Raw genomic sequence first — 15,141 nt, forward strand, 5'->3', positions numbered from 1 at the left:
GATGCGCGATTTCGACGAATGCCTCGCGACCATGCGCGGGCTGATGGAGACGACGGGCTACCGCTTCGTCGATCCGCCGATCCTGCAGCCGGCCAACACCTTCGTCGATCTGGCGGGTGAGGACATCCGCGGCCGATTGTTCCTGACCGTGACGCCGGACGGCGACGAATTGTGCCTGCGGCCTGAGTTCACCATTCCCGTCTGCGCCCACCACATCGATACCGGCAATCCGGCACGCGGCGCGGCCTACGCCTATTTCGGCCCGGTGTTCCGCCATCGCGTCTCGGGCGGCGCGAGCGAGTTCCTGCAGGCCGGCGTCGAATCCATCGGCCGCGAGGACAACGAGACCGCCGACGCGGAAATCCTGTCGCTGGCGCTCGCCTCGCTGCGCACCTTCGGCCTCGAACTGCCCGATATCCGCATCGGCGATCAGGACCTGTTTTATGCGCTGGTCGACAAGCTCGATCTGCCGGTTGCCTGGCGCCGCCGCCTGAAGGCGGCCTGTGGCGACCGTGCCCGGTTGGACGCGCTGATCGGCCAGCTAGCCGGCGACGGCGAGCCGAGCGGCGCCGATGGCCGCGCCGGGCTGCTCGCCGCTCTTGAAGGCGCCGACCATGACGGCGCGCACGGGCTTGTCGAGGACCTTCTGTCGATTGCCAGCATCAGCGTCGTCGGTGGCCGCAGCGCGTCCGAGATCGCCGAGCGCTTCCTCGAGCAGGCAGCCTTTGCCGCCGGCTCCGGCGCCCGCCCCGACGAGGCCGACGTGCTTGCGCGCTTCCTCGATATCGCCGGCACGCCCGACCGCGCGGTCGAACAGATCGCCGCGCTGTGCGATGAGGCCGGCATCAATCTCGACACCACCATCGCCGTCTATGAGCGCCGCATCACGCTGATGGCCGAGCGCGGCATTCCGTTCGAGCGCATGCACTTCGCCGCCGATTTCGGCCGCCGCCTCGACTACTACACCGGCTTCGTGTTCGAAATCCGCGATCCCGCCGATCCCGGCCGCGGCCCGCTCGTCGGCGGTGGCCGCTACAACGGTTTGCTGAAGCTGCTCGGCGCCGGCAAGGACGTGCCCGCCGTCGGCTTCTCGATCTGGATCGAACGCCTGCCGCAGGAGGCCGGACAATGAGCTCGCTGATCGTCGCCGTACCCTCCAAGGGTCGGCTGCAGGAAAACGCCATCAATTTCTTCGCCCGTGCCGGCCTCAAGCTGTTGCAGCCGGGCGGCGCGCGCAACTATCGCGGCCGCATCGACGGCCTCGACAATTGTGAGATCGCCTATCTGTCGGCGTCGGAAATCGCCCGCGAGCTGGCGGTCGGCAACGTCCATCTCGGCATCACCGGGCTCGACCTGGTGCACGAGAAGATGGCCGACCCGGAAGCCCGCCTGCACCTCGTCACGCCGCTCGGCTTCGGCCATGCCGATGTCGTGGTCGCCGTGCCGAAGGCCTGGATCGACGTCGCCACCATGGCCGACCTCGCCGATGTCGCGCACGATTTCCGCGCCCGCAACGGCCGGCCGCTGCGCGTCGCCACGAAATACATCCGCTCGACGCGGGCGTACTTCGCCGAGCACTCCATCGCCGACTACCGCATCGTCGAAAGCCTTGGCGCCACCGAGGGCGCGCCCGCAGCCGGCGGCGCGGAGCTGATTGTCGACATCACCACGACGGGTGCGACGCTTGAAGCGAACAATCTGAAGGTGCTCGACGACGGCGTGATGCGTCGCTCGCAGGCCCATCTGGTCGCCGCCCGTGGCGCCCATTGGAGCGAGGAGGGGCTGACCGCGACCCGCGCCATCCTCGATCGCGTTGCCGCCGACGAGCGTGCCCGCAAGGTACGCGAGATCCGGACCACGGTTGCCAACACGGCTGAACTCGGCCGCGAGGTCGGGCGCATGTTCGGCGCCACCGTGCCGTTCGGTGCCACGCGGGGCGCGACGCTCGTGCTGCATTGCCCGGCGAACCGGGTTTACGACTGCGTTGTCTGGCTGCAGGGCAACGGCGCCGAGACCGTCACGGTCAGCGCGCCGGAATATGTCTTCGAAGCCCGCAACCCGCTGTTCGACGGGCTGGTCGAAGCGCTGCGGTAAGATTTGTGCTCGTTGCGCCATTCGCTTGGCGCACAGCCTCCGCCCACACACTCCCCGTCACCCCGGCCTCCGAGCCGGGGTCTGTTGCCCGTTTCAGCACGGTATGCCGGCAGCGTTGTCGCCGGGCATACCCCCCCACGTCATCCTCCGGCATGACCGGAGGATCGTTCTCCATTCGCACGGCGGTGGTGAGGCGGATAAGGGGGGAGTTCCTGTGACATCCCTCCAAGCGCAACCGACGTGTCCGACGCTGTCCGATCCTCCGGTCAAGCCGGAGGATGACGACGGAGAGGGGGGCTGGCCGGGCGCTTCTGACCGCCTGCGGGTGGTGAGGCACTAGCCGCCGCTTTTAAGCGACGTGCTCAATCCCGCGGGTTCGAGTAACGCAGCTCGTCTTCGTAATAATCGTCGAAGCCGACGCGGCGGCGCAGTTCGGTGAACGCCATCAGCATGTTGTCGGGATGCTCGCCGTGCTTCATGGCGGCGAGCGCATCGCGCATCGCGTGCATGGCCGCCGACAGCAGCGTCAGCGGATAGGCGGCGATGCGGAAGCCGAGCTCCTCCAGCTCCGCCGGCGGCAGTATCGGCGTCTCGCCGCCCTCGACCATGTTGGCCATGTGGATGCCGGGCACCTCACGGCAGACCGCGGCCATCTCTTCCTTGTCCTTCGGCGCTTCGACAAAGAGGATGTCGGCACCGGCATCGCGGAACAGCGTCGCTCGCTCGAGCGCCTCGTCGAGACCGTGACCGTGGCGCGCATCGGTACGGGCGAGAATGAGAATGTCGGCGCCTTCCTCGCGCGCGTCGACGGCGGCCTTGATACGGTCGAGCGCCTCGACCCGGTCGACCACCAGCTTGCCGCGGGTGTGACCGCAGCGCTTCGGCGCCACCTGATCCTCGATCATGATCGAGGCAAAGCCCGCCTGCGCGTAGCCCTTCACCGTGCGCTTGACGTTGAGCGGATTGCCGTAGCCGGTGTCGCCATCGCCGATCACCGGGATCGTCGTCGCCGCGCAGATGCTGCGGCCCTGATCGACCATCTCGCCATAGGAAATGAGCCCGGTATCCGGCAGGCCGAGCCGCGCCGCCGACACCGCAAAGCCCGACATGAAGGTCAGCGGAAAGCCCGCCTGCTCGATCATGCGGGCCGACAACCCGTCGAAACAGCAGGGCATGACGCGCAGAACCGGCTCGGCAAGGAGGGTGCGCAGGGTGGCTGCCGGCGTGGTCATGGCGGTATTCCTTATTTAAATGCAGGTGCTTGCGAAATCCGGGCTACAGCTTGAACGGGATGTACAGCACCAGGTCCGGCCAAACATAGCACAACGCGACCGTCGCCAGCATCAACAGCAGGAACGGCCAGACGCCGGCCGAGACCTCGCCCATGCCCGCCTTGCCGACCGACTGGATGACATAGAGGTTGAGACCGACCGGCGGGGTGATCAGCGCGCATTCGACCATGATGACGAAGAACACGCCGAACCAGATCGGATCGATGCCGAGCGCCATCAGCGCACCCGACAGAACGGGCACCATGATCAACATCATCGAGAGCGCTTCGAGCACGAGGCCCATGATCAGCAGAACGACGCTGACCGCGATGATGAACATCAGCGGCGTGTCGAAGGACGAGGTCAGCAGCGCGGAGATGTCCTGCGGGATACGGTAGAGCGTGATCGCCTTGCCGAACACCTTGGCGCCGGCGACGATCAAAAGGATCGCGACCGAAGTCACCATCGCCTCGATGGTCGCTTCCTTCAGCGACTTCCAGGTCAGCGTGCGCAGCACAAGCGTGGTGACGAAGAGCGCGCCGAGAAAGCCGATGGCGGCCGCCTCGGTCGGCGTGAAGGCGCCGGCATAGATGCCGGTGATGACGAAGGCGGCGAGCAGCACCGTCGGCAGCGCGCGGATGCCGGTCTTCAGCTTGACGTCCCAGCCGGCCTTCGGGCTCGGCTGGTAGTCCGTCGAGGTCATCGCGAAGATCACCGAATAGATGATGAACAGCACGATCAGCATCAGGCCCGGGCCGATGCCGCCGAAGAACAGATGGATCGGCGATTCCTCGACGATGAAGGCGTAGACGATCATCGGGATCGACGGTGGAATGAGAATGCCAAGCGTACCGCCGGCCGCCAAGAGGCCGAGCACGAAGCGGCGCGGATAACCGCGCTCGGTCATCTCCGGGATGGCGACCGTACCGATGGTGGCAGCCGTTGCCACCGACGAGCCGGAGATCGCCGCGAAGATACCGCAGGACAGGATCGTCGCGACGGCGAGCCCGCCCGGCCAGTGTCCGACCCAGGCCTGCACGGCGGCGAACAGGTCGCGCCCGACGCCGCCTTTCAAGAGCACGTTCGACATCAGCAGGAACAGCGGCACGGCGATCAGCACGAAGCTGTCGAGCGTCGACAGCAGCCCCTGCGGCACCATCAGCGGCGAGAAGCCGCCGATTGCCAGGAGCGCGAAGCCGAGCCCGCCAAGCGCGAAGGCGACCGGCATGCCGGAAAGCAGCAGCGCAAAGAGCGCGATGAGGATGAGGGCGGTTGTCATGATCAGTCGCCCTCATGCGGCTTCGGTGACGGCGTATCGTTCTCGCCGCGGCCGAGCGCACGGATCGTTTCGATCAGGGCCTGGACACCGAGAAGCGCAAAGCCGACCGGGACCGACAGCTCGGTCCAGAAGGTCGGAATGTTGAGCATCGAGCCGGTCGTCCGCCCGGTCTCGTAGGAATCGTAGGCGATCGGCGTGCCGTACCACACGACCACGCCGCAAAAGCCCGCGACCAGCAGGAAGATCAGCGCGTCGAGCCGATGCTGCACCATGCGCGGCAGGTGTTCGGTTACGAGGCTGATGCGGATGTGATGGCCGTTATGCAAGAGCGCGGCGGCGGCCAGAAAGGTGCCCCACACCAGCAACAGGGTCGACAGCTCCGCCGCCCATTTCGTCGGGGCATTGAACAGGTAACGGGCGATGACCTCGTAGGAGAGCATCAACCCGACCACAAAGAACGCCCAGGCGCCGATGGCGGCCAGGAATTTGGACAAGCTGTCAAACAGGCGCATGGTGAAAAACCGGCCGGACGCCACGGGCTGCGGCGTCCGGCCTCAAGAGGTTGCGATCAGTTGCCGAGAGCGTTCGCGGCGTCGAAGACGGTCTTGCCGAGGCCGCCCGAGGCGGCCAGGAAGCCATCGAACACCGGCTGCGCGGCAGCCTTCCAGGCGGCGATTTCTTCCGCGCTCGGATCGTAGATCTTCATGCCGTTCTCTTCCGACATCTTGAACGCCGCGGCCTCGATCTCCGTCATCTTGTCGCGAACGGTGGCGTCGGCCTTGGCGGCAGCCGCCTCGATCAGCGCCTTGTGCTCATCCGAAAGGCCCTGCCAGAACTTTTCGTTGATGACGACGATGAACTCGATGTCGGCGTTGTTGGTGCGGGTGATGGTGTCCATCACTTCCCACAGCTTGCGGCTCTTGACGCCCGACACGCCGGTCATGCCGACATCGACCGTGCCGCGCTGATAGGCGAGGTACTGTTCCGAGCCCGAGATAAGCGTCGGCACGCCGCCGGCGGCTTCGATCCAGGCGCCGAGCGTCTTGCCGAACACGCGGACCTTCTTGCCGTTGATGTCTTCTGGCGTCTTGATCGGGCCGCCGTTCGACAAGAGCACGACGCCGCCATAGGCCTGCCACCACAGCACCCGATTGCCGGTGCCCAGAATCGCTTCGTCGATCGGACCGCGCACGGTGCCGCCCTTGGCGGTCGCGGCGCGCACCTTTTATTCCGAGTTGAACAGGAACGGCAGGTAGAACACGTCGACCGCCGGGATGTCGCCGACGAAGCGGGTCAGCGAGGCAACGCCCATTTCGATGGCGCCCGAGCCGACGGCCTGCGGCACTTCCTTGTCCTTGTAGAGCTGCGCGGAGTCGTAGATCTCGACCGCGATGTCGCCGTTCGAGGTCTTCTCGACCTCTTCCTTGAAGACCAGCAGGTTCTGGCCGAGATGGCTCTTCAGCGGAAGCTGCAGGGTGATGCGCAGCGTGGTCGAGGCCGCGAACGCCGCAGATGCGCTGAGCGCAAGCGCCACGGTACCCGCGATTGCGAGACGAGCAAGTTTCATCAGGTGGTTCCTCCCAGTTTTTTCGACCCGGAGAATGGCCGATCAATTTCCGCGTTGGCAAGCCCCTTTCGTAATCTTTCCAATATGTTGCAGTGCATTAATGCGCATTCGCGAATGTTGCGCTCGAAGGTGCGAACGCACCTTGCCGGCGTTTTTTCGCAACAAAGCGCGCGCCGCGTGACCGGTTTGCGCGAATCCGTCACAATCGATATCTCCACCAGAAACGAAAGTGGCGCGGGCCGGACGGACCGGCGCGGCAAGGGATGTCAATCTTGGCGATCAGGCGGCTATCGGAATCGACCATCAACCGGATCGCGGCGGGCGAAGTGATCGAGCGCCCGGCGAGCGTCGTCAAGGAACTGGTCGAGAACGCGCTCGACGCCGGGGCGCGCCGCATCGAGATCGTCACCGCCGGCGGCGGCAAGACGCTGATCCGCGTCACGGATGACGGCAGCGGCATGACCCGCGAGGATCTCGAGCTCGCCGTCGAACGCCATTGCACCTCGAAACTGGCCGAGGACGACCTCGCCGATATCCGCACCCTGGGCTTTCGCGGCGAGGCGCTGCCCTCGATCGGCTCCGTCGCCCGGGTGACGATCACGACGCGGCATGCAAGCGAGCCGCATGCCTGGGAACTGACCCTTGAAGGCGGGCGGCCCACCACGCCGAAACCGGCCGCGCTGACCGAAGGCACCCGCATCGAGGTGCGCGATCTCTTCTTCACCACGCCGGCACGGCTGAAATTTCTCAAGAGCGAACGCGCCGAGGCAACCGCCGTCACCGACGTCGTGCGCCGTCTCGCGCTGGCCCATCCCGACGTGCGTTTTTCGCTCGCCGGCGCCGACCGCACCATCAGCGATTTTGCCGCTGCCCGCGGTGATGAGGCAGGCGCCGCGCGGATCGCCCAGGTGCTCGGCAAGGAGTTCCTCGACAATGCGCTCGAAATCGACGCCGAGCGGGAAGGGGTCCAGTTGACCGGCTTTGCCAGCTTGCCCACCTATCACCGTGCCAACACGCTGCAGCAGTTCTTCTTCGTCAACGGTCGCCCGGTGCGCGACAAGCAACTGCTCGGCGCGCTGCGCGGCGCCTATCAGGACGTGCTCGCCGGCCATCGACATGCGGCCGTCGTGCTCAATCTCGACCTCGACCCGCACGAGGTCGACGTCAACGTGCACCCGACCAAGGCCGATGTGCGCTTTCGTGATCCGGGGCTGGTGCGTGGCCTGATCGTCGGCGCCCTGCGCCGCGCCTTCGCCGAAAGCGGACCGCGAGCAGCAACCCACAACGCTTCCGCCGCCGTTGATGCCTTCCGCGCCATGGGGGCAGAGGCACGGACGGGGGCAGGGGGTCAGCCTTTTGCCGGCGGCTCCGCCCAGCGTCCCTCCGCACCCTATGATTGGCGCCAGTCGCCCTATCGCCCGGCTGATGAGGCGTCACCGGGCGCTACGCCGCCCTACGGCGCACCCACCGGTTTTGCCGAGGATCAGGCCGCGTTCGATGCCGTGTCGGCGCCGAGCGTCGACCGCCGGCCAGATGCGGCGCCGCTTGCCGAAGACCGCGTTGCCCGCCCGCTTGGCGCGGCCCGCGCTCAGGTGCACGAGACCTACATCGTCGCCCAGACCGAGGACGGCATCGTCATCGTCGACCAGCACGCCGCCCACGAGCGTCTCGTCTATGAGCGCATGAAGGCGGCGATGGCGGAGACGGGTGTCGGCCGGCAGATCCTGCTGATCCCGGAAGTGGTCGACCTGCCAGTCGATGACGTGGCGCGGCTGCTGGAGCGCGCCGACGAGCTCGCCGAGGCGGGGCTGGTGCTCGAATCCTTCGGCCCCGAAGCGGTCGCGGTGCGCGAGACGCCGGCGCTGCTCGGCGATACCGACATCAAGGGGCTCGTGCGCGATCTCGCCGACGACATCGCCGAATGGGACAGCGCCACGCGGGTGCGCGAGCGGCTCGACGCGATTGCCTCGACTATGGCCTGCCACGGTTCGGTGCGGGCCGGCAGGCGGTTGAAGGCGGAAGAGATGGATGCGCTGTTGCGCGAGATGGAGGCAACGCCGCTGTCCGGCCAGTGCAACCATGGCCGGCCGACCTATGTCGAGTTGAAGCTCGCCGACATCGAACGGCTGTTCGGCCGCAAGTAGCGCCGCGCCAACATTTCACAAGAGCGGGATATACCTCAGACGGAAGCGCGCCGCGCCGGTTCGCCGAGCGCCACCGTCGACAGCACTTCGTTGCGCACCGCCTTCGGCGGCGAGAACAGATTGCCCTGACCGAATTTCGGCTGATAGTCGAGCAGGTCGCGCACCTGCGACTCGGTCTCGATGTGGTCGATGATCAGCTCGACTTTGTAGCGTGCCAGAAGGTCGGCGAGGTCGGCGAGATGGATGTCCGTGCCTTTGACCGCTTCCGGGTCGAGCAGGCGTTCGGCGGCGATCTTGAGGAACCGGATGCCGGTGCGATTCAGTTCGGAGAAATCCATCCGCAGGTCGCGGACATTGTCGACCGCGAAGCGCACGCCGTATTCCTTCAACTCGGCGAGCGCGTCGGTCTCGAGCGGCCCCATCGAGCGATAGCCCTCCTGGGTCAGTTCCAGGATCAGCGCCGGCCCGACCTCAGACACGGATTTCAGCTGGTCGATCAGCTCGCCGAAGCAGCGCGCATCGACCAGCGACAGCGGCGAGATATTGCAGAACAGGCCGAGGCCGCGATCCCTTGTCGCAAAACGCTTCACCACGCTGAAGGCTCGCCGCAACAGCACCTGATCGACCCGAGGCGTCACGCGGGCCGCTTCGGTGGCGGCGAGGAAATCGGACGGGTAGATCATCACGTCGGCATCGTCGCGCAGCCGGATCAACGCTTCGTAGAAGCGGGTACGTCGCTGCGGCAACGTCACGATCGGCTGCAGATGCAGTTCGACCCGGTCGCCCATCACCGCCGACTGGACGGTGCGCAGCAGCTCCTCGCGCGCGGCTCGCTCCTCGGCCTCGCGCTGACGCCGGGCGTGGTCATCGCTATTGCGAACCGCAGGAGCGGCGGCCGAATGCCCGCGCGGGGCCGGCGGCATTATACCGGTGGCCGGCGCGGGAAGCGCTGCCTGCTGGGTCGCTGCGCGTACCGCGGCATTCTCGATTTCGGTGACCCGAACCTCGAGGTCGGCAAGCGACTCGGCGAGCTGTTTGACCAGCACGCTGAACACCTCGACTTCACCATAGAGCGACTCGACGCGTTCCCCGGCGTCGACCGACCCCTTGTCCTCCACCACCGCGAAGCGGTTCTCCAGATTGGTGACGTCGTCGCCAAGACCGTCGACCTGGCCCGACAACTCCTCGAACCGGGCGATCACACGGTCCTGATCGCGCCGGCGGTTCTGTTCGAGATAGGCCGCGGTGATCGCCATCATCACGATCATCGAGATGATCAGCGCCTCGCCCACGCTCATGCCAAGCTGCAAACGGGCGACGATGCCGGCGGACGCGGCAATGACGGCCATGCAGATGACAATGAAGATGGAAACGATGCGGGCCATGCCTCGGGGCTTCTCCAACGAACGGTGACGTACCGAATCGTCTGAAATGATGCGCGATTTCGCGGCAATGCGCACCGCCCCGCGGCGGCTTATCCCCAGCCGAGGGCTCGTTCGGCGAAAAATGCGCCCATGCTTCGGGTCCCGCGATGCCTCGCAACGCGGTGTGACGGGCAGTTCGGGTTTGGAACTCGGTGCATCGGGTTGGTTCGCCGGTTTTATGAGCGCTGCAAAGGTCTTGACCTTCCTGTCACTGGAAGTCGCAGATAGAAGGGGGCGCGGCGCCGATCGGGAAACCCTATGGGGGCGGTTGTCGTCGCTCAAATGGATCAGTTCCGGCACAGCCTCTGGATGCGTGTGCCGATGCCTCAAAAAGGATCAAGCCAATGATCACGCTCAAGGTTTCCGGCATGTCCTGCCAGCATTGCGTCAAGGCCGTCACCGCCGCCGTCGGTGAAGTCGACGACGCGGCCAGCGTGTCGATCGACCTCGAAGCTGGCGAGGTCGCGATTGAGTCGGCGACGCCGCGCGAGAAGTTCGTCGAAGCGATCGAGGATGCCGGCTACGAGGTTGCGGCCTGATCCGGCAATTTGCGGATCGGGGGGGCACCGCCCGGCATTTCACCTCAGTGTGAACGCTTGTGAACGGCGCGGCAGCGGCAATCGCGTTATCATCGTTGAACAGTGTTGCGGTGCAGCCGCCGACGCTTTGACCCGTACCCTTCGGTATTCGGTCGTAGCTGCGGCTCGCGCCGATGCCCGGCTAGACGATCCGCCTGTCGTTCGTGCCGTACCCCCAGTCGGCACAACGGCCCGCCGGCGCGGTGTTGCCCCACCGTGCCGGCTCTTTTTTGTGCCTTGCGCCTGATACTTGAGGGAAACAGCCGCGGTCAGCGCAACGCTGCGAGCCGCCCGCGCAGGGCGTGGTAGACCTTTTTCGCCGTACCCCGGAGCCGCCGCCGGCCTTTTTCAAGGCGTTCGGCAATGGCGATGGCGATCCCGGTGCTGGCCGGTCGCGTGTCGATGAGGATGTCGGCGGCATCGCTTTTTTCCGACCACAGGCTTTCCATCATCGAATGGCCCGCCTCGGTGCAGGAATCGGCGCCGATGATCGACGGATCGTCGACGATCCGCCGCGTCACGTCCATCACGGTCAGATAGCCCGGTGTGTATTTCGACAGGGATTCCTCATAGGCCGTTTTCCAGCAAAACGCCGTTTTGCCGCTGGTGACCGCGACCGACATGGCGACCGGCCGACCGTCGAGTTCGAGCGTATCGACCTGCACGTCCCCGCGGCGGGCGAAGGTGGCGATTACCTTGAGGAAGAAGCGCAACGCGTCGGGCTTGCGCAGGATCGCGGTGCCCTCGCGGCCCTTCCATCCGGCGGCCTCGAGTTCGAGGAACTGGCAGAACGCCGGCAGCACTTCGGACTCGGTGGTGTAGAGCTTGCGTTCCAGAACGCCGGTCTTGCCGAGCGACTCCCGCGCCTTTTCGGAACGGCGGTAGCGCCGCGCACTGAGTGATGCCTTGAGATAGGCCTCGCCGTCGAGATCGGTGTTGAGCGAGATATACGGCGTGTGGTTGACCACGGAGAAATGCCGGTCGCTGCGCTGGGTGGCGGCCTCGAGACCGCGCATGGCTTCGCCGTCGGCTTTCATCGTGTGCATCAAGAGGATGCGCGGGAACCCGGCGGCCGCGATTGCGTCAAGCGCATGCATCCAGAAGGCCGTGCCGCGCCCGGGCAGGATCAGCGGTGTGCCGCGAACGCCCATGCGGTGGTTCCAGACCTGCGTCGCCGAAAGCCACGGCCCCCAGCGGTGGCGGGCGAGTTCGATCGGCATAGCGCCGGCAAGCACCCGTTCATCGCCGTCTGTTTCATCGCCGCCGGCGTCGTCCCAGACCAGCACCAGAAACAGCCCTTTGGTGCGGCGGACTTCAGCCATCGCGGCTTCCAGCACGGTCGGCTCGAAGAACACATTGGCTTCCCCGGCGCGGTGGGCGAGACGCTCCAGCGCTGCGAAGACCGTTGCGATGTCGGCGAGCGGAACGATTTCGGCGCGGAATCCCTCAGGGGCGGCGACCTGAGCGGCAGCCCGGGACTCGGCGCTACGGGACCCGGAACGGGGGTCCGCTGCGGTGTCGAGAGCGGTTCGGCCTTGGATGAGCACTCCTAAACCTCTTGGCATTTCTTCTGGGACATCGGTGAACGCGCAAGCACGCTGCGCAGCAGCGCGCGAAGCTGGCCGATATCGAGTGTCGGAACGGGTTGGAAGCCGAAGTTTCGGCGGATGACGATGGTCGACAGCAGCAGTTCAAGCAGCATCGCGGTCGCGGTCGCGAGCGCCGCACCGGTGATCCCGAACGCCGGGATCATCACCAGATTGAAACCGGCGTTGGCGATCACTGCGGCGCCGAGAATGGCCATCCCGGTGCGCTGATGCCCGGTCATGACGAGCATTGTTTGCGCGGGTGCGATAGCCGAACGCGCAACGGCCGAAACGGTCAGGATGATCAGCGCCGGATAGGCTGCGGAAAAACTGGTTCCAAAAGCCGCCAGCAAGAGCGGTCCGGCAGCAACGATGCCGAGCGCCATGATCGCCGCCGGCCAGAAGGACAGCGTGACAGCCTGATTGACCGCGCGCGCAAGCCCGTCGTGATCGTCGGTTGCGGCGAAGTGGGCAAACCGCGGCGCCATCACCGCGATGACGGCGACGGGAACGAACCCGACCAGCATCAGGATCCGCGTCGCCGCGTAGTAGTGGCCGACGTTTTCCGCCGGGAGCAGGGCGCCCACCAGCACGATGTCGACATTGTTCATCAGGTGCAGGAGACCCTCGACCATCACGAGAGGGATCGCGACACCGAGCCAGGACGGCATGGAATATTCCGTCGATCCCAGGCCGATCGATTCGCGGGCGCCGTGGCGGGCGACAAAGGCCTGCACGACCGCCGTTGCCGCCACCGCGACCAGCATCAACGCCATGGCGTCTTCCGCCGTCGCATCTCTGCCGTAGACCGCGATCGCAATCGCAACGCCGGCCACGAGCATGACCGGACGAAGCAGCAGCGAAGGCGCCATGCCGCGTACCGGCCAGCCATTGCCGCGGCAGAAGCCGTCATTGACCTCCGTCAGCGCCAGGAACGGCAGGCAGAACGCAGCATAGAACAGCGCTTTGTGGTAGGTCGGCGCAATGGAATCGCCACTCTGGCTCAGCACGGCGATGGCGATCAACGCGATCAGCGACGACAGGCTGAACGCCACACCGAGCGAAAGCCGGCGCAGGCCGCGCAACAGGTCGAACCGGGCAAGCGCCTTATATTCGGGAACGAAACGCATCATCGCCGCGCCAAGGCCAAGCGAAAGCCAGCCGCCGATCAGCATAAGCCAGACCATGATGTTGGCGTAGATGCCGTATTCGGCCGCGCTCAACCAGCGGGCAAGGGCGATCTGGGCGACGAAACCGACGCCGGCGCCGGCGATCCGCAATCCGTAGACCGTCAGCACGCGCAGACCGCTGCGCGCGGTCTCGCGCGCCTGCAGGTGCACGGCGTCATGCACCGGCACCTCGTCAGTCGCCTCCACTTGCTCTGGCGGCTTTGTTGCGGCGTGGCTGTCCACGTCGATCCTCCGTCTACGGCGTCTGCGATTGTCCGCAAGACCCCGCCGTACCCCTGAAAAATCTCGTCTTGGAAAAACAACGTTACAGAAAAAGGATTTACTTCCGGTGAGCCGGTAGCGTTAAGGAACCGTAACGGCCGCCGTTCGGCCTGGCGTTCCGGTCGGCACTCCGCCGTCCTTCGGCGCTCGCGGAAACGCTTTCTTTACCCTGTTGGCGCAAAACGGATTGAGGTCATGGATGATTAACCATGACGTCGTTCGCAGTGGGGGTCCGTTTCGTCATGTCAGTCTTGCGAGGTCCGGCCGAAAACGTCCGCATCCTCGTTCTTGAATCCGATCCAGCCGCAAAACGGGTGCTTCTTTCCGGGCTTGAAACAGCCGCCGGGGTAGAAGCGACCGTCGTCGCCGATACGCTCGCCGGTGCCCGCCGTCTGGCCCGCGCGGAAGACTTCGATCTCGCCGTTGTCGATCTTGATGCGATCGGTGGCGCGGATTCGCTCGGTGCTCTCGTTCCTCTGCTCCCCGATGCCGTCGTCTTCGCCGTTACCGCAAGCGGGTCGGTTTCCGGCGCCATCGAGTCGCTGCGCGCCGGTGCGCACGACTTCATCGTCAAACCGCTTTCCGCGACGGCGCTCATCGAGCGTTTCGCAGCCTGCAGCCGCCGCCGGCACCAGGCCGTGATCGATACCCGTGCGACGGCCGGCCGACCGTCGCCAGTCGCAAATGATTTCGCCGGCTTTGTCGGCTCGTCGCCGCTGATGCTTGGTCTGTACGATCAGGTGCGCCGCATCGCGGCTTCCCGTGCCCCCGTTTTCATCACCGGAGAATCCGGCACCGGCAAGGAACTCTGCGCCGAAGCCATCCATGCCCATTCGGGCCGCGCCGATGCCCCCTTCATCGCCATCAATTGTAGCGCCATCCCGCGCGAACTGATGGAAAGCGAGATCTTCGGCCACGTCCGCGGCGCTTTCACCGGAGCCTCGGAAGATCGCGCCGGCGCCGCCGAACTGGCCGATGGCGGCACCCTGTTTCTCGATGAGATCGGTGAGATGGATCTCGCCCTGCAGGCCAAGCTCTTGCGCTTCATCCAGACCGGCGTGGTGCGCCGCCTCGGTGACAGCCGCAGCCGGCTGGTCGACGTGCGCTTCGTTGCCGCCACCAACCGCACCATCCTCGATGAGGTCTCGGCGGGTCGTTTCCGCGAGGATCTGTATTACCGGCTGCACGTTTTGCCGGTTCACGTGCCGCCGTTGCGCGCGCGCGTCGATGACATTTTGTCACTGGCGCATCATTTCCTCGCCCGGTTTTCTGCCGAGGAAGGGCGTTCTTTCACCGGCTTCTCAAGCGAAGTGGAGCACCGTCTCGTCACTTACGCGTGGCCGGGCAATGTCCGTCAGCTCGAAAACGTCATACGCCGGGCCGTGGTGCTCTACGACGGCGAAACGATTGAAGCGGCGATGCTCGCGGGTGCTCTGCCCGCCGCACCCGATCAGCCGATTTTCCTTGGCGAGCAAGGGGGTTATCTCTCCGCCCCGGGCTTTTCGCGCCACAGCGCAGCGGCGATCGCGCCGTTCTGGCAGCAGGAGCGGGATATCATCGAACAGGCGTTGGCCGCCTTCGACGGCAATATTTCGCGCGCCGCCGCCGCCCTCGAAATCGCTCCTTCGACGATCTACCGCAAACGTCAATCCTGGACCGAGCGCAGTCATCAGCCCTGACCGACGGCACTTCGCGGTTTACCGTGACGAAAAATTTGTCCAGCAAATCATTGTGATGCGTGAACAAG

General features: G+C 65.6%; 11 protein-coding genes and 1 pseudogene. 5 read left to right on the forward strand and 7 right to left on the reverse strand.

The window, feature by feature from the left end:
* Nucleotide 1 precedes the first annotated feature (1 nt).
* Entirely contained in the window at nt 2-1,132 is a 1,131-nt protein-coding gene (locus C0606_15635) for an ATP phosphoribosyltransferase regulatory subunit (GenBank protein ID PLX36146.1), read from the forward strand.
* Nucleotides 1,129-2,094: an ATP phosphoribosyltransferase gene (locus C0606_15640; protein ID PLX36147.1), complete on the forward strand. Its 966-nt coding sequence runs from the start codon at nt 1,129-1,131 to the stop codon at nt 2,092-2,094. The genes C0606_15635 and C0606_15640 overlap by 4 nt, the downstream gene beginning before the upstream one ends.
* Nucleotides 2,095-2,456: 362 nt before the next feature.
* Here C0606_15640 and C0606_15645 read toward each other — a convergent pair whose 3' ends face one another.
* From C0606_15645 to C0606_15660, 4 genes and pseudogenes are all read right to left on the reverse strand, one after another.
* Nucleotides 2,457-3,326 (reverse strand): carboxyvinyl-carboxyphosphonate phosphorylmutase, encoded by an 870-nt coding sequence (locus C0606_15645; protein ID PLX36148.1) that lies wholly within the window; start codon nt 3,324-3,326, stop codon nt 2,457-2,459.
* Between the two features lie 43 nt (nt 3,327-3,369).
* On the reverse strand, nt 3,370-4,644 hold the full coding sequence (locus tag C0606_15650; GenBank protein ID PLX36149.1) for a C4-dicarboxylate ABC transporter permease: 1,275 nt from the start codon (nt 4,642-4,644) through the stop codon (nt 3,370-3,372).
* A gap of 2 nt (nt 4,645-4,646) precedes the next feature.
* Nucleotides 4,647-5,156, reverse strand: a complete 510-nt coding sequence (locus tag C0606_15655; protein ID PLX36369.1) for a C4-dicarboxylate ABC transporter substrate-binding protein — start codon at nt 5,154-5,156, stop codon at nt 4,647-4,649.
* A 56-nt stretch (nt 5,157-5,212) separates the two neighbouring features.
* Nucleotides 5,213-6,211 (reverse strand): annotated as a pseudogene (locus tag C0606_15660) (C4-dicarboxylate ABC transporter substrate-binding protein).
* Between the two features lie 263 nt (nt 6,212-6,474).
* Here C0606_15660 and C0606_15665 point away from each other — a divergent pair.
* Nucleotides 6,475-8,355 (forward strand): DNA mismatch repair endonuclease MutL, encoded by a 1,881-nt coding sequence (locus C0606_15665; GenBank protein PLX36150.1) that lies wholly within the window; start codon nt 6,475-6,477, stop codon nt 8,353-8,355.
* A 35-nt stretch (nt 8,356-8,390) separates the two neighbouring features.
* On the opposite strand, the gene C0606_15670 is transcribed toward C0606_15665, so the two are convergent.
* The gene (locus C0606_15670; GenBank protein ID PLX36151.1) at nt 8,391-9,740 is read right to left on the reverse strand and encodes a hypothetical protein; all 1,350 of its coding nucleotides are present in this window, start codon (nt 9,738-9,740) and stop codon (nt 8,391-8,393) included.
* A 383-nt stretch (nt 9,741-10,123) separates the two neighbouring features.
* Here C0606_15670 and C0606_15675 point away from each other — a divergent pair, with 383 nt between their 5' ends.
* A complete protein-coding gene (locus tag C0606_15675; protein PLX36152.1) occupies nt 10,124-10,318 on the forward strand; it encodes a copper chaperone in 195 nt (64 codons plus the stop codon).
* Nucleotides 10,319-10,626: 308 nt separating this feature from the next.
* Here the strand turns inward: C0606_15675 and C0606_15680 are convergent, their stop codons facing one another.
* Both C0606_15680 and C0606_15685 read right to left on the reverse strand, forming a co-directional pair.
* Complete coding sequence (locus C0606_15680) at nt 10,627-11,922, reverse strand: hypothetical protein (protein ID PLX36153.1); 1,296 nt, start codon at nt 11,920-11,922, stop codon at nt 10,627-10,629.
* The gene (locus tag C0606_15685; protein PLX36154.1) at nt 11,907-13,361 is read right to left on the reverse strand and encodes a hypothetical protein; all 1,455 of its coding nucleotides are present in this window, start codon (nt 13,359-13,361) and stop codon (nt 11,907-11,909) included. Before C0606_15685 ends, C0606_15680 begins: the two co-directional genes overlap by 16 nt.
* A gap of 275 nt (nt 13,362-13,636) precedes the next feature.
* Between C0606_15685 and C0606_15690 the strand changes: the two genes are divergently transcribed.
* A complete protein-coding gene (locus C0606_15690) occupies nt 13,637-15,073 on the forward strand; it encodes a sigma-54-dependent Fis family transcriptional regulator (protein ID PLX36370.1) in 1,437 nt (478 codons plus the stop codon).
* Nucleotides 15,074-15,141: the final 68 nt, after the last annotated feature.

The sequence above is a fragment of the Hyphomicrobiales bacterium genome (genome assembly GCA_002869065.1).
In the GTDB taxonomy this organism is placed as follows: domain Bacteria; phylum Pseudomonadota; class Alphaproteobacteria; order Rhizobiales; family Rhodobiaceae; genus Rhodobium.